A 22,381-nucleotide genomic window follows, 5' to 3' on the forward strand; every position below is an offset into this window, starting at 1 on the left:
CCCGGCCGGGGAGTCCCGCCTCCGGAGCCACCGTCCGGGGCTCCCGGCCCGCCTCCCGTCGCCTCGGGCGCGGGCCCACGTCTCTTGCGGACCATCGCCGGGGCCGTCATGGGACCGTCACGGGGGCGGACGCGTACAGCCCTCGCAGGCGGACCGCGTCCAGCGCCTCCGTGGGCTCGTCCAGCCGCACCTCCCCCAGCCGCAGGCCCACCACCCGGCGGGTCCACTGCAACGCCAGCTCGATCTGGTGCAACGTGCACACCATGGTCAGCTCGTCCTCCCGGCACACCCGGACCAGCAGGTCCATCACGGACGCGGCGGTCTCCGGGTCGAGTGAGGCCACGGGCTCGTCGGCGAGCACCAGCTCCGGCCGCTGCAACAGGGCGCGGGCGATGGCCACGCGCTGCTGCTGGCCGCCCGACAGGCTCCCGGCCCGCTGGTAGGCCCGGTCCGCCAGGCCCACCCGGTCGAGGTGCTCCAGCGCCTCCGCGCGGACGGCCCGGGGCCAGGTGACGATGCCGTACCGGGGGCCTCGGACCCGGCCCAGGGCGCCGTGCAGCACGTTCTCCATCACGGTGAGCCGTCCGACGAGGTTGAACTGCTGGAAGACGACCCCGACCCGGCGCCGCAGCGCCCGCAGAGCGGCGCCCTTGGCGGCGGCCACGTCGACCCCCAGCACCTCGACCTCGCCCGAGTCCGGCCTGGCCAGCCCGTTGAGGTGGCGCAGCAGCGTCGACTTGCCCGAGCCCGAAGGGCCGAGCAGCGCGACGATCTCACCCCGCCGCACGGTCAGGTCGATCCCCGCGCACGCGCTCACCTCGCCGAACCTCTTGACCAGACCCCTGGTCCTGACGACCGCCGTCATGCCGTGGAGCACTTCTCGTTGTGGGTGGCCGCGCACACCTCGCGTACGGGGTCGAAGGTGGCGTCGGTCACCGGCTGGAAGCCCCAGATGGAGGAGTCGGCGGTCACCCGGCAGGAGTCCTCGTCCGCGCAGATGCCGAGCTGGACGAGCCGGTCCTTGGTGGCGTCCTTGGTGAAGGTCTGGACGAGCTTGGCCTTGACGTCGGCGGGCAGCGCGTCGCTCATGGCCACGGGCGACATGGGGATCGGCGCCGACTTCCACACCACCTTCACCTGGCCGGCCTTGAGCTTGCCCTTGTCGATGAGGATGTGGTCGACCATGGCGTTCTCGGAGAAGCCGGCCTCGCACTTGCCGTCGGCGACCGACAGCACGGAGTTGTCGTGGCCGCCGGCCATGACCGGCTGCACGCCCGTCTTCGGGTCGATGCCCGCACCGAGCAGGCCCTGGCTCGGGAAGAGGTAGCCGGAGGTGGAGCCCGGGTCGACGAAGCAGACCTTGGCGCCCTTGAAGCCGTTGAGGTCGGTGATCTCGCTGTTGGCCGGCACGATGCCGTAGCTCTGGTACGTGGGCGTGCCGCCCTTCTCGACCATCGACGCGATCGGCGTGATCTTGGCGCCGTTGCTCCTGGCGAGCACGTACGACAGCGGCCCGAACTCGGCCAGGTCGATCTTGCCGGACACCATGCCCTCGATCACCGCGTTGTAGTCGGTCGAGCGGACGAACTCGACCTTCCTGCCGGTGTTCTTCTCGATGAGCGCGATGATGTCCTTGTACTCGGCCGTCGGGTCGATGTTCTGCTCGACCGGCACGGCGGCGAAGCGCAGCACCTCGTCACCGCCGGTGCTGCCGTCGGCGGACGAGCAGCCCGCCGCCGCGAGCGCGCCGATCATGGCCAGGGCGGTCAGGATACGTTTCACAGTCAGGTCTCCGAGCTGGTCGCAGGTGGCAGATCCGGCTCGTCACGCTCGTCGCCGACAGTGATGAAGAGGTCAGTCGCGCCTGACGGTGCACGAACCGAGGGGTTAACTCCGGACGAACCCCCTCGCCCGTCACCTTCCGGCCGGTGTGCGGCCACCGTTCCGACATCGTCCGGTCGCCGGATGGGACGCATGATGCCCTTACCGATCTCCACATAAGAGGACGAGTCATGCTTTCTCGGGATGAATTGCACGACCTCTTCGAGGGCCTCGCCGGTCTCCCGTACGGCGGCGAGGTCGTCGACCAGCGCACCCACGCCCTCCAGGCCGCCGCCCACGCCGTGGCCGCCGGAGCCGACGACGAACTCGTCCTGGCCGCCGCCTTCCACGACGTGGGCCGCGCCCGCCCGGTGGCCGAGCGCCACCGGGGCCTGCCCCACGAGCAGGCGGGCGCCGCCTTCGCCCGCGACCACCTGACCGAGCGCTCGGCCTGGGCGATCGAGCAGCACGTGGCCGCCAAGCGCTACCTGGTCGCCGTCGACCCGGCCTACCACGACACGCTGAGCCCGGTGTCTGTCCGCACGCTGCGCGCCCAGGGCGGCCCGATGTCGCCGGAGGAGACGGCCGCGTTCGAGGCCCACGCGTGGTCGTCCGACGCGGTGGCCCTGCGCCGCTGGGACGACACCGCCAAGGACCCCGAGGGCCCGGTGCTCCCGATGGAGGACCTGATCGCCGCGTACGAGCGGGTGATGCGCTAGGACGAGCGGGGACGCCAGTCGCCCCGGTCGAGGTCGAGGTTCTCCGGGGTGTGCAGGCGCACCATGGTCCTGGCCACGCCCGCCGGCACCCGGTGCGGGGAGAGGAACGACACCGCCACCATCACCGCGAACGCGATCGGCACCGTCCACGCCGCCGGCTGGGCCAGCAGCGCCCCCGCCAGACCCGCCTGCGGCCCGGCCACGATCGTCACCAGGACGGCCCCGCTCGCCAGCCCGCCCCCCACGAACAGCCCGGCCAGCGCACCCGTCGTGGACAGGCGCCGCCACCAGATGCCCAGCACGAGCAGCGGGCAGAACGACGAGGCCGCCACCGCGAAGGCCAGCCCCACCACGTCCGCGACCGGCAGCGCCCGCGCCCACAGCGCCAGGGCCAGCGGCACCGCCACCGCCATCAGCGTGGCGACCCTGAACGAGCGCACCCCGCCCTTGAGCAGGTCCTGGGCGATCACTCCGGCCACCGACACGGTCAGCCCCGAGGAGGTCGACAGGAACGCGGCGAACGCGCCTGCGGTGACCAGGGCGGTCAGCACGTCGCCCAGCGTGCCGCCGATCATGCGGGCGGGCAGCGTCAGCACGACGGTGTCGGTGCGTACGAGGTCGGGGGCGTACATGCGGCCGAGCCAGCCGTACACGGCGGGCAGCAGGTAGAAGGCGCCGAGCAGCGACAGCACCACCAGCGTCGTACGCCGCGCGGCCCGCCCGTCGGGGTTGGTGTAGAAGCGCACGAGCACGTGCGGCAGCCCCATCGTCCCCAGGAACGTGGCCAGGATCAGCGAGTACGTCGAGTAGAGCCCGTACTCCCTGCCCCCGGCCAGCGGCACCTGCCAGGTGGCCGCGTCGGCGGCGCTCACGTTCGGTGCCCCGTCCGCGTGCCAGGCCATCAGCAGGAACACCAGCGGCACCGCCAGCGCCGTCAGCTTGAGCCAGTACTGGAACGCCTGCACGAACGTGATCGACCGCATCCCGCCCGACAGCACGTTCACCGCGACGACGACCGCGACCAGCAGCCCGCCCACCCAGACGGGGGCGCCGGTGATCGTACGCAGCACCAGGCCCGCGCTCTGGAACTGCGGCATGAGGTAGAGCCAGCCGATCAGCACGACCAGCACGCTCGCGGTGCGGCGCACGGTCATCGACTCCAGCCTGGCCTCGGCGAAGTCCGGCAGCGTGTACGCCCCCGAGCGCCGCAGCGGCGCCGACACCAGCACCAGCAGCACCAGGTACCCGCCGGTCCAGCCCACGGGCAGCCAGAGCATGTCCACGCCGAAGGACAGGATGAGCCCGGCGACGCCCAGGAACGAGGCCGCCGACAGGTACTCGCCGCCGATGGCCGAGGCGTTCCAGAGCGGGCTGACCGTACGGGAGGCGACGTAGAAGTCGGAGGTCGTGCGCGAGACCCTGATCCCGAACGCCCCGATGAGCACGGCCGCCACCACGACCACGACCACCGCCGTCAGGCTCATCGGCGCTCGACCAGCTCGGCGAAGCTGCGCTCGTTGCGCTCGGCCTGGCGTACGTAGAGCCAGGCGCCGATGACGAAGGCAGGGTAGATGAGGCCGGCCAGCACCGCCCACGGGAGGGGCAGGCCGAGCAGGTGCACCTCGCGCAGCTCGGGGATGAGCAGGAACAGCAGCGGCAGCCCGCCGATCACGCAGGCCAGCACCGTGCAGACGAACAACGCCAGCCGGAACTGGGTGCGCAGGAGCGAGCGCATGTAGACCTCGCCGAGCCGGGTCTGCTCGTCGATCTCCCGGGTGGCGGGGTACCGGGGACGGCGGGTGGCGGCCGCGCGCGGGCTGGTCACGGTGACCCGGCGGTCACGCGGGTCGGGGCTCATTCGTGCCTGCCCTTCCTGGCCCGCCGCACCAGCAGGTCGCGCAGCTCACGCGTGTGCCGACGGCTGACCGGCAGCTCGGTGTCGCCGACCCGGACGGTGCACTTGCCGGAGTCGATGTGCAGCTCCTCGATGTGCTTGACGGCCACCAGGTGGCTGCGGTGCACCCGGACGAACCCGGCCGAGGCCCACCGCTCCTCCAGGGTGGCCAGCGGGATCCGGACGAGGTGACTGCCCGAGGCCGTGTGCAGGCGAGCGTAGTCGCCCTGCGCCTCGACGTAGACGACGTCGGCGCTGGAGACGAACCGGGTCACCCCGCCCAACTCGACGGGGATCGTGTCGCTCTCGCCGCCGCCCTCCACCGGCACGTCCGCCGAGACCGCCACCCGCCGGATCGCCTCCGCCAGCCGCTCCGGGCGTACGGGCTTGAGCAGGTAGTCCTCCGCCTTGATCTCGAACGCGTCCACCGCGTGCTCCTCGTACGCGGTCACGAACACCACCCGCGGCGGGTTGGCGAACTGCGACAGCAGCCGCCCCAGAACCACCCCGTCGAGCCCGCGCATCCGGATGTCCAGGAACACCGCGTCGATCGGCCGCCCGTCGGCGATGGCGCGGTCGAGCAGCCGTAGCGCCGCCGCGCCGTCCCTGGCGGTGGCCACCTCGCCGATGCGGGGGTCGGCGCGCAGCAGGTACGACAGGTCTTCGAGGGCGGGTAGCTCGTCGTCGACCGCGAGGACCCGTAGAAGTGCCATAGACAGTGATGAAACCGACAACAAAGATCGAGGTCAACGGGCGGAGACACCTGGGTGATACTTCGGCAACCTGATGTTGACCTTGGTGCCCGCGCCGCTGGCCGTCTCGACCACGAGACCGTAGTCGTCGCCGTACACCTGACGCAGCCGTTCGTCCACGTTCGCCAGCCCGACGCCGCCCGCCGGGGTGATCTCACCCGCGAGGATGCGGCGCAGCCGGTCGGGGTCCATGCCGAGCCCGTCGTCCTCGACGCTGATGCGGCACTCCGCGCCCGCGTCCTCGGCGATGATCGTGATGCGGCCGACGCCGTTCCTGCTCTCCAGACCGTGCCGGACGGCGTTCTCGACCAGCGGCTGCAGGCACAGGAACGGCACCGCGACCGGCAGCACCTCCGGCGCGATGCGCAGCGTGACCTGGAGCTGGTCGCCGAACCTGGCCCGTTCGAGTATCAGGTAGCGGTCGATCGAGCGCAGTTCCTCGGCCAGCGTGGTGAACTCTCCGTGCCGCCGGAAGGAGTAGCGGGTGAAGTCGGCGAACTCCAGCAGCAGCTCCCGCGCCCGCTCCGGGTCGGTGCGGACGAAGGAGGCGATCGTGGTGAGCGAGTTGTAGATGAAGTGCGGCGAGATCTGCGCCCGCAGCGCCCGCACCTCGGCCTCCATGAGCAGCGTGCGGGAGCGGTCCAGCTCGGCCAGCTCCAGTTGCGAGTCCACCCAGCCCGCCACCTCCTGCGCGGCCCTGACCAGCCCCGCGGAGGCGGTCTGCCCGTAGGCGGCCAGCGCGCCGACCACCCGGTCGTCGGTGGTCAGCGGCACCACGACGGCGTGCCGGATCGGGCATTCGAGCAGGTCGCAGTCGATGGTCAGGACCTGCGTGCGGCCGTCGTTGAGGGTGGCCTCGGCGTGCTCGAACGCCTGGTCCGCGTGGTGGTCGTCGCCCGCGCCGTCGTAGACGAGCAGCCGTTCGACGTCGGTGACGGCCAGGGCGGCCGAACCCAGCAGGGCGCGCAGGTGGCGGGAGGCGCGCTCGGCGCCGTCGGCGGTCAGCCCGGCCCGCAGCGGCGGCCCCGCCAGCGAGGCGGTGTGCAGGGTCTCGAACGTGGCCCGCTCGGCCGGGCTCGTGCCCAGCTCACGCCGCCCCCGCATCACCCGCCAGAGCACGAACGCGGGCACACCGACGAGCACCGCGACGACGGCCACGCCGACCAGGTACTCCACGCGCACGCCGACCAGGTACTCCACGCGGTCAGAGCCTAGCCCCGGCCGCCGACCGTCCGGTGTCCGGGCCGCCCTTTTCCGCCGGGTCCGCGGCTCACAGGGCCTTCGCTATGAGGTCGGCGTACGACTGGGCCTCCTCGGCGGAGGCGTACGTGGTGCGCGGCCAGAAGAAGCCGCGCAGTCCGTCTTTCCTGTTGCGCGGCACCACGTGCACGTGCAGGTGGGGCACGCTCTGGCTGACGCGGTTGTTCAGTGCCACGAACGTGCCGCCCGCCTGCAGCCCCTCCTCCACCGCCCGCGCCATGGCCCGCACGCGCTCGAAGAACGGCCCCACGTCGGCGAGATCGGCGAGCGTCTCGACGTGCACGCGCGGCACGACCAGCACGTGGCCCTTGAAGACCGGCCGGATGTCGAGGATGGAGACCGCCACCTCGTCGGAGGCCACCACGGTGGCCGGGCGCCGGCCGGCGATGATCTCGCAGAACAGGTCGGCGCCCGCCCCGGCGCCTGCCCCGGTGCCCGGCTGGGTGCCCTCAGTGCTCACGGCCCGACCTTATCCGCCGCCCGGTCCCTGAAGGCCGTCCAGCTCGACACGTTGGGCGTCGTCCACTCGTCAGGCGCGTGCAGGAAGTGCTCGCCCACCCGCTCGGCCAGCTTCCCCGGCACCTCGGCCACCTTGGCGCCCCGGCAGTGGTAGACCAGCCCGCCCCCGCGCGACCCCATGGCCATCCACGGCAGCCAGGGCGAGACCCGGCACCACGAGAACACGCACGGCACGTCGGGCACGCCCGACTCGAGGTCGGCCGCCGAGGCGAAGAACTGGAACAGCTCCAGCGCCCGGTAGGTGTCGTTCGCCGAGTTGTCCGGGTAGTCGGCCACCTTGAGCGGCGAGGGGTAGGCCAGCCGGACGTCCACGTTGTAGACGACCTGGCCGCCCAGCCGCGTCTCCGGCACCGGGTAGGCGCCCAGCCGCTGGTTGACCGGGTCGTTGAAGACGTGCTGCACCTCGACCGCGCGCCCGGTGAACGGGTTGTCCCACGTGTCGATCGCCTGCCTGGTGCGGGGGTCGAGGTAGAGGGCGGCCTCCCTGGTCAGGAGCTGCCAGCCGCCGTCGGACTCGACCGCCCTGGCCACGTTGAGCCCCTCGAACCCGAACAGGTGGTGCGGCCCGTCGTCGTCCTGCCAGCCGTAGACGTCGCCTGTCCAGTAGGAGATCGTCTCCGCCCCGTCGGACGAGGCGCGCACCCGGATGAAGTCCATGATCTGCACACTAGCCCGTCACCACGCCCCCCAGGGAACCCCCTCCGGGGGCTCACCCGACGGTGATGACGAAGACCGCCTCCACCGTCTGCCCGCCGCCCTCGGGAGCGGGCGTCTGCCGGCACATCCGGCAGTTGCGGAGCCTGATCTCGGTCGAGCCCGGCTGCTTGCCGTTGAAGACGAAGTACGCGGTGCCGCCCGCCCCGGGCAGGTCGGACTCTCCTTCGTGCTCCTCGCTGATGAACGAGGCCACCTTCGCGTCGGGCACCTCCACCAGCTCCCAGTCGTCGCCCACGGAGGGGTTGTCGGGGACGGTCAGCGAGAAGCGCTGCCCCGGCCGGACCTCCGCCCGCACGGTCGCGTCCGCCGACCCCTTGATCACCTTGCCGTAGTCGCTCACCGCCGACCCGGCAGCACACCCCGCCACCAGGAGCAGACCGAGGAGGGTGGCGGCGGCCGTTCGACGCATCATCCCAGCAGCGTATCGCCGCAATCGCCCGGCCGGCCGCTCACCCGCGCGGCCGGCGACGGCGACGCACGACGTGGGGCTGCACGCGGCTCATCATGTGGCTCATCAGGTGACGAGTCATGTGGCGGGCCATGTGCCGGGCCATGCGGCGGGTCATGTGCCGGGTCATGTGGCGGGTCATGTGCCGGGTCATGTGGCGGGTCATGTGCCGGGTCATGTGGCGCGGGTTCGTCACGTGACGCGTGTGGCGACGGCGGTGCAGGGTGTCCCGCGTCATGGGACGCGCGTTGTGACGGCGGCGCATCGCGCGACGCGTCATGTGGCTGCGGTGCACCACGCCATGCACCACGCCGTGCACCACGAACGCGGTCACCATGGCCGCGGTGCCCGCGACCGCGGCGAGCACGCCCGGCCGCCTCCCCGCCCGCGCCAGGGCGTCCGCGACGCGACCCCCCGCCGTCTTCGCGGCGTGCCTCGCGCGGGTCTTGACGTCGGTCTTGCGGGCCAGGGCGCTGAGGGTCTCCCCCAGCTCTCGCCGGGTCCTCCTGATGTCCGCACGTACGTCGTCCGCTGCCACCCCGTGCGCCCCCTTCACCGGCTCCTCCCCTTCCCACCTGCGCAGGATCGGGGAGGACCATTCCGCGGAGGCGGGGATCTCGGGGGCGTACGTCTCGTGCGCCCGGCGGTCCGCCTCGAACCTGCGCGCGTTCTCGGCGGCGCCCGGCCTGGTCGGGGGGACGTTGATGGATTCCGGCTCGGTCGGCGTGCCCACGGTCGCCCGGCGGGCTCCGACGTCACCGGCATGCCGCTCGCCGAATCCGGCTTCGGTCTCGCTCATCGCCGCGCCCTCTCCTTGACCATGTCGATGTCGGCCTTGACACTCGCGATGGTCTCCGCCGGGACAGGCGGCCCGACCCGCTTGACCTCGTTCCTGCCGAACAGGCCGAGCAGGGCGGCGATGACGAAGAGCACGGCCGCCACGATCGCGGCGGCCGCCCATCCGGGCAGCACCAGGGCGAGGAGCAGCACGACGGCGGCCACGAGGGTCGCGCCGCCGAAGAACGCGGCCATCCCGGCCGCGCCGAACAGCCCCGCGCCGAAGCCCGCCCGCTTGCCCTTCTCCGCCAGCTCCATCCTGGCCAGGCGGAGCTCGTCCTTCACGAGCCGGGAAACCTGCTCGGAGAGATCGTTGACCAGCTTGTGGGTGTCGTTCACGACGCTCGCCTCCTCCGCTGAGGAGAGCGACTACCCAGACAAATGGCCTTTTATCCCCACAAAACGCCCATATCACCGCTCGGGCACGCCGCATCGCCCGGCGGCGTGTGCTGGGGACCTATCGCTTGGCCGCCTTGAGGAGGAACCCGAGCACGGACACGACCGGGTCCTTCTGGACCTCGCACCAGTTGTCGGGCTGCTTCGGCCTGCTCCACGGGGACGGCAGCTCGCACGAGGGAGCCTGCGGCTCGGGCCGCTCACACCACGATCCGGGAGGTTTCATACCTTCAGCCTACTCCTTCAGCCGCGGGCGGCCCCGGGGCTTTCATGGCCGCAGACGAGGTGGGTCAGCGCGGCCACCGCGCGGTAGGGGTCGGTCCTGCCGGCCTCTTCCTCGGCCGCGAGCAGGTCGTCGAGGTCACCGGGGATCGGCGCGTCGCCGGGGGCGGTGTCGGTGAACACGCGTACGCCGTACCACCGGCGTACCGCCAGCCCCTCCTCACCCAGCCGCCCCACCAGGTCGCCGAGCCGGTCGGCCCTGGCCTCGACGCCGATCCTGTTGAGGTAACCGGTCTGGCCGAACGCCCGCAGCGCGCCCTGCCAGTCGCCCGTCAGGCCGGGCCGCATGGCCAGGGCGTCGCCGTTGCGCACCAGCAGCGACAGCAGTCCGCCGGGGGCCAGCACGCGGGCCAGACCGGCGAGGAGCGGGCCGGGGTCGTCGACGTACATCAGCACGCCGTGGCAGACGACGGCGTCGAAGCCGCCCGGCTCGAACAGCTCCCCCAGCCGCTCCGCCTCGGCCTGCACGGTACGCACGCGCATGCCCGGCTGGATCCCGGCCTCCAGGAGGCCGAGCAGCTCGCGGGAGGCGTCGAGCGCGGTGACGTGGTGGCCCCTGGCCGCCATCCTGAGCGCCTGCGTGCCCTGGCCGGACCCGACGTCGAGGATGCGGCACGGGGTGGCGGGGAGGTGCTCGGCGAGCTGCCGGGTGACCAGCTCCTGGCGGACGACGTCCCGCAACGTGCCCAGCCCGGCCCGCCAGGCGCCCTCGGCCCCCGAAAACCTCATGTCAGGATCCTAAGCGGAAACGATCTCCGCGCCTCGGCGGCCCCCTGTCCCGAGGCCCGATCTCCCGCTGATCAGGGGTAGCCTGCCGGGGTGCTGGTACACGGAGTCTGGGCGGAGGGCGGGCTCGCCTTCTGGGCGGAGACCGTCGACGCCGCCGCCGCGAGACGTCCCGGCCGTGGCACAGGCGCGCGTCCCCATCCGCACGCCGCCTCCGCGCAGGAGGTCGCCGCCGTGCTCGGCCTCGGCTCACCGCCCGGGGCTCCGGAGTCGGAGGTGCTGGAGCTGCTCCTGCCCGGCTCGGCCGCCGAGCCGCTGCCCTCCCCCGAGACCGGGAGGCTGGCGGAGGTGACCCGGCCGCGGCTGCGGCTGTGGCAGGTGCCCGCCGTCGTCCCACCCGCCGCCGACGCGCTGCGCCTGCTGACCGGCTCCACTCTGACCGCCCCTGCCCCCGCTCCCGCCTCAGCCCCAGCCCCAGCCCCAGCCCCAGCCCCGACCGCCGACGCTCTGCCCGCCCACGTCGGCACCGCGACCCTGCGTCACTGGGCGGCCGTCGCCGCGTTCGCCCACGACCTGGTACGCCGGGGCCGCGTCGTCCCGCACCTGGTGGCGCCCGCCGTCCGCCGCGACGACGCCGTCGCCGCCCCGCCCGGTTCGACGGCCATGTGGGAGATCCCGCCGGACGACGCCCAGGCCAGGTGGCGGCCGGTGCTCACCGGGGCCGACGCCGCGTACTTCCGTGAGCTGGCCGTGGCCATGCCGCCCGCCTGCCGCACGTCCGGCGTCGAGCGCCGTTCCGCCGACGTCCTGCGCGCGGCGCTGGAGACGTTCACCGACGCCCTGGTCCGCCGGACGCTCACCGCGCCGCTGATCGCCAGGCCGCCCAGAACGCTCAGGGAGCGCTGGCTGGCCGCGCTCACCGGTGAGTCCGCCGCCTGCCCCGACGACCCCGAGCTGCGCCGTGAGCTGGACAGGTGGCACGAGGCGGTGGCCGCCGCGGAAGGGGCCACGCGCGTGTGCTTCCGCCTGCTGGAGCCCGCCGACACCGACGACTGGCGGGTGGAGCTGGCCCTGCAGGCGGCCGACGACCCCAGCCTCTACGTCCCGGCCGCCGACGTCTGGAGCGGCGGGCGCGTGACCGGGCTGCCGGGCAGGCCGGAGCGGGAGCTGCTGGCCGGGCTGGGCCGGGCGGTCAGGCTGTATCCGGAGCTCGACCGGGCCCTGCGCGTGCCCGAGCCGAGCGGGCTGGCCCTCGACACGGCCGGCGCGTTCGGGTTCCTGCGGCAGGCCGCGCCGCTGCTGCAGGCTGCCGGGTTCGGCGTGCAGTTGCCGCGCTGGGCCGGCCGGACCAGGCTGGGTCTCAAGCTCACCACGCGCGCCAAGGCGCAGACGGCGACGGTGAGCCAGGGGTTCGGCCTGCGGGAGCTGGTGGACTTCCGCGTCGACCTCGCGGTGGGCGACGAGACGATCAGCGAGGCGGAGCTGGCCGAGCTGGCCCGGCTCAAGGTGCCGCTGGTCCGGGTCCGCGGCCAGTGGGTGGAGCTGGACGACCGGCAGCTCAGGGCGGCGCTGAAGGCCGTGGCGGGCAGCCGTACGGGTGAGGCCAGTGCCGCCGAGATCCTGCGGCAGGTCGTGCAGAGCGGCGACGAGGAGCTGCCGCTGCTGGAAGTCGACGCCGACGGGGTGCTCGGCGACCTGCTGTCCGGACAGGCCGAGCGGCGGCTGGTCCCGCTGGCCACGCCGCCGGGTCTCGACGCCACCCTGCGGCCCTACCAGGAGCGCGGGCTGGCGTGGCTGAGCTTCCTGTCGGAGCTGGGGCTGGGCGGCGTGCTGGCCGACGACATGGGGCTGGGCAAGACGATCACCACGCTGGCCCTGCTCGTGCACGAGCGCGCCGACGCCCCGACGCTGCTGGTGTGCCCGATGTCGCTGGTCGGGAACTGGCAGCGGGAGGCGGCCAGGTTCGCGCCGGGGCTGCGGGTCTACGTGCACCACGGCAGCGGGCGCGACGCCGCCGAGATCGGCCGGGCCGACCTGGTGATCACCACGTACGGCACCGCCCAGCGCGACCTGGAGACGCTCAAGGACGTCACCTGGCACCGGGTCGTGTGCGACGAGGCCCAGGCGATCAAGAACAGCGGCACGTTGCAGGCCAGGGCCGTACGCTCGATCCCCACGGGCACCAGGCTCGCCCTGACGGGCACCCCCGTGGAGAATCACCTGGCCGAGCTCTGGTCGATCATGGAGTTCGCCAATCCTGGCCTGCTGGGGCCGCGTGCCCGGTTCAGGACCCGCTTCCAGGAGCCGATCGAGGCCCGCCAGGACGAGCAGGCGGCACGGGCGCTCAAGCGGGCGACGGGCCCGTTCATCCTGCGCCGCCTCAAGACCGACCGGTCGATCATCTCGGACCTGCCGGAGAAGCTGGAGGTCAAGGAGTGGTGTCCGCTCACGACCGAGCAGGCCACGCTCTACCAGGCCGTCGTGGACGACATGCTGACCAAGATCGACAGCAGTGAGGGCGTCGAGCGGCGCGGGCTGGTCCTGTCGGCCATGGCCAAGCTCAAGCAGGTCTGCAACCACCCCGCCCACCTGCTCAAGGACGGCTCGCGCCTGGCGGGCAGGTCCGGCAAGCTGGCCCGGCTGGAGCAGCTCTGCGAGGAGATCCTGGCGGAGGGGGAGAAGGCGCTGCTGTTCACCCAGTACGCCGAGTTCGGGACGATGCTCCAGCCCTACCTCGCCCAGCGCCTCGACCGCCCGGTCCTGTGGCTGCACGGCGGCCTGCCGAAGAAGACCCGCGACCGCCTGGTCGACAGGTTCCAGAACGACCCCGAGCCCACGCTGTTCGTGCTCTCGCTCAGGGCCGCCGGGGTCGGGCTCAACCTGACCGCGGCCAACCACGTCGTCCACGTCGACCGCTGGTGGAACCCGGCCGTCGAAGACCAGGCCACCGACCGCGCCTTCCGCATCGGGCAGCGCAAGAACGTCCAGGTGCGCAAGCTCATCTGCGCCGGCACCCTGGAAGAGCGCGTCGACCAGATGATCGAGCGCAAGAAGGCGCTGGCCGAGCGGGTCGTGGGCACCGGGGAGGACTGGCTGACCGACCTGTCCACCGAGGAGCTGCGCGAGGTGTTCAGGCTGACCGCCGAGGGGGTGGGCTGATGCCGCGCGGATGGTACGACGGCGCCGGGCCGATCAGGGTCGAGGGCGGACTCAAGGCGCGTACGCGGCGCGGCAGCATCGGCTCCACCTGGTGGTCGCGCCGGTTCATCGACCTCCTGGAGCGCGTCTGCGACAAGGGACGCCTCTCGCGCGGCCGGGCCTACGCCCGCCAGGGCCAGGTGCTGTCCATCGATCTGACGCCGGGCGAGGTCAGGGCCGCCGTGCAGGGCTCGCGGCGCCGCCCGTACGAGGTGGTGGTCAGGATCGAGGCGTACGACGAGGCCCGGTGGAGCACCATCGAGGAGTCGATCGCGGCGCAGGCCGTCCACCGGGCCAGGCTTCTGGCGGGTGAGATGCCGCCGGAGATCGAGGAGTTGTTCGCCGCGCTGGGCGTCGACCTGTTCCCGCGCGACCTCGACATGGACTGCTCGTGCCCCGACTGGGGTTTCCCGTGCAAGCACCTGTCGGCGGTGCTCTACCTGCTGGCCGAGTCGTTCGACGACGATCCGTTCCTGGTGCTGGCCTGGCGCGGGCGCACCCGCGAGCAGTTGCTGGGTTCGCTGGCCGACGAGCCGGCGGCCGACCCGCTGACGGTCGACGACGTGCCCTTCGCCGACCGGCTGGCCGACTTCTACGCCCCCGGCGCGACGGCGCACCGCCCGGAGGGCCGGCGTCCGGTGGCCGAGCCCGACCTGCTGCTGCGGGTCTTCCCGCCGCCGGGCGACCTGGCCGGGCCGCTCACCCCGGCCTACCGGGGGCTGGCGGAGGCGTGAGGTAAGCCCTTGTTACACGTTCCCGCCCGTGACGTACCGCGAGCGTTCGATTACCGTGGGTAGAGAGCAGCCGTACGTGAGGAAGGGCGGAACAATGGGTTTCTCCTGGGCGTGAACCGCTGACTCAGCGGTCCTCGAAATCGGCCGGCACCATGACACGCACCCCGTTCGGAACCACGCGGAGCCTGATCGGGGTGCGTAGCCGCACCTCTCCGTCGACGTCGGCGGCCATCGGCGGGTCGGTCTCCAGCAGCATCTCCCTGCCCATCACGAACGGCCCGCCGGCCAGGCTGCGCCACCGGCCGGTCGTCGCCCTGATCAGGGTCTCGCCGAGCAGGCGCAGCTTCTTGCCGGAGCCGAGCTGGTAGGCCACCAGCATGCCGTTGTCGATGCTGATGTCGCGGGCCACCTGCCAGCCGCCGTGGAAGCGGCCGTTGGCGATGTTGAGCTGGTGGGTGAGCAGCTCGTGCCGCTCCCCCTCCACCGTGATGTACGCGCGGAACGGCCGGTGGTTCGGCAGGATCGTCAGCGCCGTCAGCGGGTAGGCCGGGCGGCCCACGACGCGCTTGAGCCAGGGCTTGACCTTGCCCGCCACCTCGACGGACACCCCGAAGCTGGCCAGGTTGGCGAACGGCCGGTCGTCGGCCATGCCGAGGTCGATGTCGGCCACCTTGCCGGTGGCGAACACCCTGATCGCCCCCGCCAGGTCGAGCGGCAGGCCCAGGCTGCGGGCGAAGTTGTTGGTGGTGCCGAGCGGCAGGACGCCGAGCGCCACGTCGCGGTGGGCGACGTGGCGCACGGCGGAGGACAGGGTGCCGTCGCCGCCACCGACGATGAGCAGGTCGGGATCGGTGGCGAGGGCCGTGTCGAGCAGGTCGCGCAGGCGCTTGGGGTTGTAGACCGACAGCTCCGCCAACGGCTCGAACCCGAGGTTGTGGATCTGCTCGATCACCTCGAAGTAGTGGCGTCGGCCGCGGCGCGAGCGAGTGTTCACCACCACCGCCACCCGGCGATCCCTCCGGATCGCCTCGGTGTGCTCGCCCTTGGTGCGCAATTCGCTCATGGTCACCCATGTTAGGGGCCGCCAGGGTTCCTGGCGGCCCCTTGATTCACTTCTTCGGCGGGACCACGTGGACGATGGCGCCCAGGTTGCCCGGCAGCGGGCTCACCAGCTTGAACTGCACGCCCAGAGCCTTGCCCTCGTCACCGGGGTTGCCGGTGCCGAGCACCGAGCCGGCGGCCACCTGGCCGTACAGCTCCGTGGCCGGGGTGCCGTCCTGGTGCACCACGCGGGTGGTGTAGCTCTGGTCGCCCTTCGACGGCACGACCACCGAGGCGTCGAAGTCCCGGTAGTACAGGCCGCCGTCGATCACCTCGAGGCCCGGGTACCAGGTCTTGGCGTCGGTGAACGTCGAGACGCCCTTCTGCGCGGGGAAGTCCGTGCAGTACGTGCTGTACGGCTCGTCCGCCGCCTCCAGGCACTCCTTGAACGGGTACGTCTTGCCGAACCCGAACGCGGCGTTGGAGGTCTGGACGCGGCCCTGCAGGTTCTTGTTGAGCGTCGGGTCCTTCTCGGCCGCGGTCCCGGTGCGCCGCAACGGCTCGTAGTGGGAGTCCACGACCAGCAGGCTGCCCTTGGGCCCCACGCTCGGCGGGTTGCGGAGGGTGTCGCCGACGTTGTTGTTGATGAACGTCGAGTCGCGGTACCACACCAGCAGGCCGGGGGCGTTGTACTTCACCTTCTGCACCTTCCACGCCCCCTCACGGAGGTAGTCGGTGTCGTAGGTGTAGGCCAGGCCCTTGTCGAAGCCGTCGAAGTTGCGCCACTCGGCCAGGTAGAAGCGGGAGATCTCGCGCTCGCCGTTGTTGCGGGTCCAGCCCTCGCCGCTGGTGTTGGTGAACGTGCCGTGGACCGGCTTCCAGCCGGTGTCGCTCTCCACGTCGTCGCTCCACACGGGGGCGCCGCCGTTGGTCAGCTCGAAGTCGTCCACGTGCCAGCCGCGCATCTGGAAGGCGGCGTCGGTGTTGTACGCCAGCCGCAGCTTGATCGTCTGCCCCGCGAACGGCGTCAGGTCGACGTAGTCGTGCCGCCAGGCGCCGCCGGTGTCACCGGTGAGACCGTACTTCTTGTTGCCGAACGCCTTGAGGTTCTTGTTCGGGTCCGGGTAGTCGTCGGGCGTGCTGACCTCGTTGCCGGCCTCGTCGTAGATCTTCTGCTGGGTCCACGACTCGCCGCCGTCGGTCGAGACCTCGACGAAGCCGAAGTCCCAGTCGGGCTCGATCTCGTAGTTGTTCCACATCCACAGCTTGAGGTCGGTGCCGGCCGGGACGGGCAGGTCGCGGCTCACCGTGAGGTTGGCCCAGTCCTGGTCGAGCCCGCTCCACCAGGCGTTCGAGCCGCTGTGGACGTCGATCATCTTGACCGGCGAGGAGTCCAGGTTCACCCGGACGCCGTCCTGGGTGAGCTTGGGCGTTCGCGAGGACTGGCCGACCGTGACGAGCTTGGCGGCGTCGCCCGGGTTGAACACCTTCGGGTTCGCCCAGCCGAGCACCCACTTGTCCCAGAGGCCCATGTGGCTGGGCATCGACTGGAAGATGGGGCCTGAGTGGGAGCCACTGGACATCAGGTCCCAGAAGTCCACCGCGGAGCTGGCCTGGCCGGAGGTGTCGTACAGGTCGGGCAGGCCAAGGTCGTGGCCGTACTCGTGGGCGAAGACGCCGACGCCGGAGTCCTCGGGCTGCACGATGTAGTTCGAGATCTTCTTGTCGGTGCCGGGGATCTTGTAGCCGCCGGCGACCGCGCTGGAGTGGGCCCAGATCGCGTACGTGCCCTCGGCGCCGCCGTCGGACGACTTGTCCTTGCCGGCGTGCACGAGCACCAGGTGGTCGATCACGCCGTCGGGCTCGGCGAAGTTGCCGTCGCCGTCGGCGTCGGAGATGTCCTCGACGTCGTAGTCGGCCCACGGGAAGTCGGGCTGCGACTTGGCCAGCGCCTCGACCGTGTCGATGGGAAGCTGCTGCGCGCCGAGCGGGTTGTCGGGGTGGCCCGACATGTCCTGGGGTGCGCCGCCGCAGGCCGCGGCGCCGTACCACGCCTCGGAGTGCGGGACCTTGATCCAGCCGACCGCGGAGCCGGTGACCGAGTAGGCGCCCTTCGACATCTCCTCGTACATCTTCTTCATCGTGAAGCCGGAGATGTCGATGCCGGCCTTGCCGTCGCGCGGGTCCTTCAGGTCGGGACGCACGCGCTCGGTGATGCCCGTGTCGGTGTAGAGCATCTTGTTGAAGTGCTCGGTGCTGAAGTCCTTGACCCAGAAGGAGTTGTTGTCCTTCTGCGGCAGCGTGGCCGGGTCGGGGATGTTGTTGTGCAGCGGGCCGTTCTTGAGCGTGCCCGCCGGCTCGACCGCGCAGTCGTTGGGGCCGCTGTTGACGGTACGCAGCCGGTTGAAGCCGGAGAAGTCGTCGTTGGCCTGCTCGTCGAACTCGACCAGGACGGTCAGGAGCTTGGCCGTACGCGTCTGCTTGGACTTCTTGAAGATCCATTCAGCGGGGTTGCGGCCGGTTCTGATGGCCTCGTTCTCGCGTTCGGCGAGGACGCGACCGGCAGCCGGGTTGCCGCTGCTGAACTTCCGGTCGTACTTCTGGGCCGGAGTGAGCGAGCGGGCCTTCTGGTTGTCGTTGAGCGTGGGCTCCTTCACGTCCTTCTCGACCTGTGGAGGAGCGTAGTTGATGTAGTAGTCCGAGGCGGTGGGCTCGTAGCGGGCGACGGAGGTCGCCTGAGCCGGGGGCACCGTCAGGGCGGCACCGAGGATGGCGACCGCCGGGACCGTTGCTAACAGGCGCTTTGTGCTGGGCACCAGGAACCCTCTCTGCCCGGGATCGCCGGGCGCGATGGCCAAAAGGGTGGCAATGCCGGACGCTAGAGGGTGGGTCAAGGCATCGTAAAGTACGTTGTTGAAACGTGATCAAACTACGACATTCGTCACATGAACTCATCGTGGCCCGAACATGAACACCGCCGCGACGACCCCGCCCGCCACGGCCGCCCCGTAGCAGAGCAGCGCGATCGGCAGGTCGAATCGGGCGATGCCGAACAGTTCCTCGCTGGTGAACCGGATCCGGTGCGCCGCGTGGAACAGGCAGAGCACGACGACCACGACCAGCGCGAGGCGTACGAGCACGTGACTGAGGAGCCCGCGCAGGTGCTCGGCCGTCGGCCAGTCCACCACGCCCAGCGGCATGAGCACCCCGAACAGCAGCACCAGCACCGGCAGCACCAGCGCCGCCACCACTCCCCCGCCGCTGAACAGCAGCCACAGGTACGGCTCCGGCGTGCGCCTCATTGAAATCCCCTCAGCACGAAGAAGGCGATGACCAGGGAGACCACCAGCCAGAGCGTGTGATTGCCGCCCTGGATCAGCCACGCGGGCAGCCGGTAGCCGTCCAGCCGGACGACGGTGGCCTTGGGCGCCAGGTTCAGGAACGTGATCGCGTGGAAGACGGTCGCGGCCAGCGCCACCACGTTGATCGCGATCATCCACGGCCGGGCGGCCAGCGCCGCGAACTCGGGCAGGCTCCCGCCCAGCACCGCGTCGGTGAGCATCAGCAGGAACACGATCGTCCAGGCCACGAGCACGCTGGTCAGCTCGCGCAGCACGAACACCGCGTACGTGCGCCTGCGGGCGAACCAGAGCCAGTCGCGCCCCGGCCGGTAGTCACCCGAACGGTCGATCTCCCCTCCCGTCCGCGCGTTCACCGCCTGCTCCACGGGAGCACCGAGCGCAGGGCGGCGGTCAGCTTGTAGCGCTGGATGGCCTCGGCCGGGTCCACGTGCTTGGGGCAGACCCTGGTGCACTCGCCGACGAACGTGCACCCCCACACGGCGTCGTCCGTGTTGAGCACGTCGAAGCGGTCGCCCATGTCCCGCGAGTCCAGGTTGTAGCGCTGGGCCAGCGCGATCGAGGCCGGGCCGAGGAAGTCGGGGTCGAGCACGTAGACCGGGCAGGCCGAGTAGCACAGCAGGCAGTTGATGCACATGCTGTACTGCTTGTACGCCTCCAGTTGCTCGGGCGTCTGGGCGTACTCGGTGGTCAGCGGCGGCTCCTCGCCCTCCCTGATCAGCCAGGGCCGCACCGACGACAGCTTGGCCAGGAAGTCGTCGATGTCCACCACCAGGTCCCTGATGACCGGGAATCCCTTCAGCGGCTCGATCCTGATCGGACCGTCGCCGTACTCGCTGAGGAAGGCCCCGCACGTCAGCCGGGGCTCGCCGTTGACGGTCATGCCGCACGAGCCGCACACGCCCATGCGGCACGACCAGCGGTATGACAGGCTGCCGTCGAGCTGGTCCTTGATGTGGTTGAGCGCGTCGAGCACCGCCCAGTCGGGCAGCAGGGGCACGTCGTAGCCCTGGAAGACCGGCTCGGCGTCCTCCCCCGGGCGGTACCTGGCCACCTCCAGGCGGATGGTCCGCGTGCCCGCCGCCTGCCCTACCGCTTCCGTCGTGTCAGTCACGGCCATACACCCTTTCTCCCGGAGGCCAGCGGGTGATCGTCACGGGCAGCAGCCCGACGGACGGCGTGCCGTCGGGTGCGCGGTGCACGAGGGAGTGCGCCAGATAGGTCTCGTCGTCCCTCGCGGTGAAGTCGGTGCGCTGGTGGGCGCCGCGCGACTCCTGCCTGTTCAGCGCGCAGGCCACGATGGTCTGCGCGAGCTCCAGCATGCCGTGCAGTTCCTGAAGGTTGATCAGCTCGGTGTTGAACGCCGTGCTGGTGTCGTCCACGCGGGCCTCCTTGGCGCGCTCGCGCAGGTCCGCGAGCGTATCGACGGCCTTGGTCAGCGCGTCGCCCGTGCGGTAGATGCCGGCGGCCCCTTCGAGCGTGTGCTGCATCTGCTCGCGCAGGTCGGCGATCCGCTCACCGTGGCTGCTGCCCCCGCGGGCGCCTTCCAACCGCCGCCGCTCGTCCCGCTCCTGACTCCGTACGGCCGCCGCCCCCGCGCCCTCGCCGCGATGTGACCTGGCGAACTCGGCGGCGGCCAGGCCGGCCCTGCGGCCGAAGACGAGGATCTCGGCCAGCGAGTTGGAGCCGAGCCGGTTGGCGCCGTTGATGCTCACGCAGGCGGTCTCCCCGGCCGCGAACAGCCCGGCGATCGTGGTGGCGCCGTGCAGGTCGGTGTGGACGCCGCCCATCATGTAGTGCACGACCGGGCGCACGGGGATCAGGTCGGTGGCCGGGTCGAGGTTCTGGTAGCTGCGGCACAACTCGCGCACGAACGGGATGCGGGAGTCGATCTTCGCCGCGCCGAGGTGGCGCAGGTCCAGGTAGACGACCGGGCCGTACGGCGTGTCCGCGGTGCGGCCCCTGCTCTGCTCGTGCACGAACGCCTGCGAGAGCCGGTCGCGCGGGCCCAGCTCCATGCTGCGCAGCTTCGGCGTGGGCGTGGGGCTGCCGAGGTCGTAGTCCTGCAGATAGCGGTAGCCGTCCTTGTTGATCAGCCAGCCGCCCTCCGCCCTGGCCGCCTCGGTGATGAGGATCCCGGTGAACGGCAGGCCGGTGGGGTGGTACTGGACGAACTCCATGTCCTTGAGCGGGGCGCCCTCCCGGTAGGCCAGGGCCATGCCGTCGCCGGTCTTGATGGCGGCGTTCGTGGTGAAGGGGAAGACCTTGCCGCAGCCGCCGGTGGCCAGGATGACGGTCCTGGCGGGGATGGCCTCGATGCGACCGGTCCGCAGCTCGACGGCGACGACCCCGTGGACGCGGCCGTCGTCCACGACGAGCTTGGTGACGTACCACTCGTCGTACCTGATGATCTCCTGGTGTTTCAGTGTCGTCTGGAAGAGCGTGTGCAGGAGGTGGAAGCCGGTCTTGTCGGCGGCGTACCAGGTGCGCATCTTCTTCATGCCGCCGAACGGGCGCACCGAGACCCGGCCGTCGCTCTCCCGGCTCCAGGGGCAGCCCCAGTGTTCGAGCTGGATCAGCTCCGATGGCGCCTCACGTACGAACGCCTCCACCGCGTCCTGGTCGCAGAGCCAGTCGCCGCCCGAGATCGTGTCGTAGCAGTGCTCGTCGAGCGTGTCGTCGATGCCGATCACCGCGGCGGCCCCGCCCTCCGCGGAGACGGTGTGGCTGCGCATCGGGTAGACCTTCGACACGACCGCCACCCTGAGAGAGGGATCCGTCTCGGCGACCGCGATGGCCGCTCTCAAGCCCGCTCCGCCGCCCCCGACGATGAGCACATCGATCATTTGGGTCACTTCCCGTGGTCGGGTTCTATCGGGTCCTTGACGCGTTTGCCGTCGTGGCGGACTGCCGACAGGTGGATGCTGCCGTCGTGGTAATCGTGCCGGATCCGGCGGCAGCCGCAGTCGAAGAACTGGTCGCGGATCACCAGGCCGTGACCGTCGTCGTCGACGAAACGTTCACCGCCGGACGGCTTGCCGCAGGGCGCCTGCTCGGGATCGAAGGGGAGCTTCATGCCTGTCATCGCCGATCTCCTCGGACGGGCGAAACGTCAGGGGGTCAGCCGGGTGCGTCGTCGCGCGGCGGCACCTCGGGGGGCTCACGCCCGTCGGCCGCGAGCCTCTCGCGGTCGCCGGGGCCCTCGTCCCGCGGCGCCCGGGGTAGTGCAGGTCAAAGGCGGGCCGCTCGGAGCGGATGGGCGGCATGCGGGTGAAGTTGTGGCGCGGCGGCGGGCAGCTCGTGGCCCACTCCAGCGAGTTCCCGTAGCCCCAGGGGTCGTCGACCGTGACCTTGGGCGCGCGCCTGGCGGTCTTCCAGACGTTGTAGAGGAACGGCAGCGTCGAGGCGCCCAGCAGGAACGCGCCCACGGACGAGATCTGGTTGAACGCGGTGAAGCCGTCGGCCTGGCCGTAGTCGGCGTAGCGGCGGGGCATGCCGAGCTGGCCGAGCACGTGCTGGATGAGGAAGGTGGTGTGGAAGCCGATGAACAGGGTCCAGAAGTGCGCCTTGCCGAGCTTGTCGTCGAGCATCCTGCCGGTCATCTTCGGCCACCAGAAGTAGAACCCGGCGAACATCGCGAACACGACGGTGCCGAAGACCACGTAGTGGAAGTGCGCC

24 protein-coding genes are annotated in these 22,381 nt (G+C 71.3%); 3 read left to right on the forward strand and 21 right to left on the reverse strand.

The window, feature by feature from the left end; translation table 11 throughout:
* Positions 1-106 precede the first annotated feature (106 nt).
* Positions 107-865, reverse strand: coding sequence for a phosphonate ABC transporter ATP-binding protein (gene phnC / locus ABD844_RS44130; RefSeq protein ID WP_344892871.1), 759 nt, complete (start codon positions 863-865; stop codon positions 107-109).
* Complete coding sequence (locus ABD844_RS44135; protein WP_344892874.1) at positions 862-1,782, reverse strand: phosphate/phosphite/phosphonate ABC transporter substrate-binding protein; 921 nt, start codon at positions 1,780-1,782, stop codon at positions 862-864. The genes phnC and ABD844_RS44135 overlap by 4 nt, the downstream gene beginning before the upstream one ends.
* Before the next feature lie 230 nt (positions 1,783-2,012).
* Between ABD844_RS44135 and ABD844_RS44140 the strand changes: the two genes are divergently transcribed.
* Entirely contained in the window at positions 2,013-2,540 is a 528-nt protein-coding gene (locus ABD844_RS44140) for an HD domain-containing protein (protein ID WP_344892877.1), read from the forward strand.
* Here ABD844_RS44140 and ABD844_RS44145 read toward each other — a convergent pair.
* From ABD844_RS44145 to ABD844_RS44195, 11 genes are all read right to left on the reverse strand, one after another.
* A complete protein-coding gene (locus tag ABD844_RS44145) occupies positions 2,537-4,024 on the reverse strand; it encodes a sodium/solute symporter (protein WP_344892880.1) in 1,488 nt (495 codons plus the stop codon). The genes ABD844_RS44140 and ABD844_RS44145 overlap by 4 nt on opposite strands.
* Positions 4,021-4,398: a hypothetical protein gene (locus tag ABD844_RS44150; protein ID WP_344892883.1), complete on the reverse strand. Its 378-nt coding sequence runs from the start codon at positions 4,396-4,398 to the stop codon at positions 4,021-4,023. The genes ABD844_RS44145 and ABD844_RS44150 overlap by 4 nt, the downstream gene beginning before the upstream one ends.
* On the reverse strand, positions 4,395-5,147 hold the full coding sequence (locus tag ABD844_RS44155; RefSeq protein WP_344892886.1) for a LytR/AlgR family response regulator transcription factor: 753 nt from the start codon (positions 5,145-5,147) through the stop codon (positions 4,395-4,397). The genes ABD844_RS44150 and ABD844_RS44155 overlap by 4 nt, the downstream gene beginning before the upstream one ends.
* Before the next feature lie 33 nt (positions 5,148-5,180).
* Positions 5,181-6,290 carry a sensor histidine kinase gene (locus tag ABD844_RS44160; protein ID WP_425568757.1) on the reverse strand — a complete coding sequence of 370 codons (1,110 nt, stop codon included), beginning with the start codon at positions 6,288-6,290 and terminating at the stop codon, positions 5,181-5,183.
* A gap of 166 nt (positions 6,291-6,456) precedes the next feature.
* Positions 6,457-6,906 (reverse strand): HIT family protein, encoded by a 450-nt coding sequence (locus ABD844_RS44165; RefSeq protein ID WP_344892889.1) that lies wholly within the window; start codon positions 6,904-6,906, stop codon positions 6,457-6,459.
* Positions 6,903-7,622, reverse strand: coding sequence for a DUF1838 family protein (locus ABD844_RS44170; RefSeq protein WP_344892892.1), 720 nt, complete (start codon positions 7,620-7,622; stop codon positions 6,903-6,905). The genes ABD844_RS44165 and ABD844_RS44170 overlap by 4 nt, the downstream gene beginning before the upstream one ends.
* Before the next feature lie 52 nt (positions 7,623-7,674).
* Positions 7,675-8,094: a protease inhibitor I42 family protein gene (locus ABD844_RS44175; protein ID WP_344892895.1), complete on the reverse strand. Its 420-nt coding sequence runs from the start codon at positions 8,092-8,094 to the stop codon at positions 7,675-7,677.
* Positions 8,095-8,131: 37 nt separating this feature from the next.
* Positions 8,132-8,929, reverse strand: a complete 798-nt coding sequence (locus ABD844_RS44180; protein ID WP_344892898.1) for a DUF3618 domain-containing protein — start codon at positions 8,927-8,929, stop codon at positions 8,132-8,134.
* Positions 8,926-9,306 (reverse strand): phage holin family protein, encoded by a 381-nt coding sequence (locus ABD844_RS44185; protein WP_344892900.1) that lies wholly within the window; start codon positions 9,304-9,306, stop codon positions 8,926-8,928. The genes ABD844_RS44180 and ABD844_RS44185 overlap by 4 nt, the downstream gene beginning before the upstream one ends.
* Before the next feature lie 118 nt (positions 9,307-9,424).
* A complete protein-coding gene (locus ABD844_RS44190) occupies positions 9,425-9,589 on the reverse strand; it encodes a hypothetical protein (RefSeq protein WP_344892903.1) in 165 nt (54 codons plus the stop codon).
* Between the two features lie 17 nt (positions 9,590-9,606).
* On the reverse strand, positions 9,607-10,374 hold the full coding sequence (locus tag ABD844_RS44195; protein ID WP_344892906.1) for a class I SAM-dependent methyltransferase: 768 nt from the start codon (positions 10,372-10,374) through the stop codon (positions 9,607-9,609).
* A gap of 90 nt (positions 10,375-10,464) precedes the next feature.
* Here ABD844_RS44195 and ABD844_RS44200 point away from each other — a divergent pair, with 90 nt between their 5' ends.
* Complete coding sequence (locus tag ABD844_RS44200) at positions 10,465-13,530, forward strand: SNF2-related protein (protein WP_344892909.1); 3,066 nt, start codon at positions 10,465-10,467, stop codon at positions 13,528-13,530.
* The gene (locus ABD844_RS44205; RefSeq protein WP_344892912.1) at positions 13,530-14,303 is read left to right on the forward strand and encodes an SWIM zinc finger family protein; all 774 of its coding nucleotides are present in this window, start codon (positions 13,530-13,532) and stop codon (positions 14,301-14,303) included. Before ABD844_RS44200 ends, ABD844_RS44205 begins: the two co-directional genes overlap by 1 nt.
* 124 nt (positions 14,304-14,427) lie before the next feature.
* Here ABD844_RS44205 and ABD844_RS44210 read toward each other — a convergent pair whose 3' ends face one another.
* From ABD844_RS44210 to ABD844_RS44245, 8 genes are all read right to left on the reverse strand, one after another.
* Positions 14,428-15,366 (reverse strand): diacylglycerol/lipid kinase family protein, encoded by a 939-nt coding sequence (locus ABD844_RS44210; protein WP_344892915.1) that lies wholly within the window; start codon positions 15,364-15,366, stop codon positions 14,428-14,430.
* A 46-nt stretch (positions 15,367-15,412) separates the two neighbouring features.
* Positions 15,413-18,160: an immune inhibitor A domain-containing protein gene (locus ABD844_RS44215; protein ID WP_344892918.1), complete on the reverse strand. Its 2,748-nt coding sequence runs from the start codon at positions 18,158-18,160 to the stop codon at positions 15,413-15,415.
* 135 nt (positions 18,161-18,295) lie between these two features.
* Positions 18,296-18,646, reverse strand: coding sequence for a fumarate reductase subunit FrdD (frdD, locus tag ABD844_RS44220; RefSeq protein WP_344892921.1), 351 nt, complete (start codon positions 18,644-18,646; stop codon positions 18,296-18,298).
* The gene (locus tag ABD844_RS44225; RefSeq protein ID WP_344892923.1) at positions 18,643-19,059 is read right to left on the reverse strand and encodes a hypothetical protein; all 417 of its coding nucleotides are present in this window, start codon (positions 19,057-19,059) and stop codon (positions 18,643-18,645) included. Before ABD844_RS44225 ends, frdD begins: the two co-directional genes overlap by 4 nt.
* On the reverse strand, positions 19,056-19,817 hold the full coding sequence (gene sdhB / locus ABD844_RS44230; RefSeq protein ID WP_344892926.1) for a succinate dehydrogenase iron-sulfur subunit: 762 nt from the start codon (positions 19,815-19,817) through the stop codon (positions 19,056-19,058). Before sdhB ends, ABD844_RS44225 begins: the two co-directional genes overlap by 4 nt.
* Positions 19,810-21,549 (reverse strand): fumarate reductase (quinol) flavoprotein subunit, encoded by a 1,740-nt coding sequence (frdA, locus tag ABD844_RS44235; protein ID WP_344892928.1) that lies wholly within the window; start codon positions 21,547-21,549, stop codon positions 19,810-19,812. Before frdA ends, sdhB begins: the two co-directional genes overlap by 8 nt.
* A gap of 5 nt (positions 21,550-21,554) precedes the next feature.
* The gene (locus ABD844_RS44240) at positions 21,555-21,788 is read right to left on the reverse strand and encodes a hypothetical protein (protein WP_344892930.1); all 234 of its coding nucleotides are present in this window, start codon (positions 21,786-21,788) and stop codon (positions 21,555-21,557) included.
* Positions 21,724-22,381: cbb3-type cytochrome c oxidase subunit I (locus ABD844_RS44245; protein WP_344892932.1), on the reverse strand; the 658-nt coding region annotated here is incomplete at its 5' end. The genes ABD844_RS44245 and ABD844_RS44240, both read right to left, overlap by 65 nt.

The organism is Nonomuraea antimicrobica (genome assembly GCF_039536965.1).
Classification (GTDB): domain Bacteria; phylum Actinomycetota; class Actinomycetes; order Streptosporangiales; family Streptosporangiaceae; genus Nonomuraea; species Nonomuraea antimicrobica.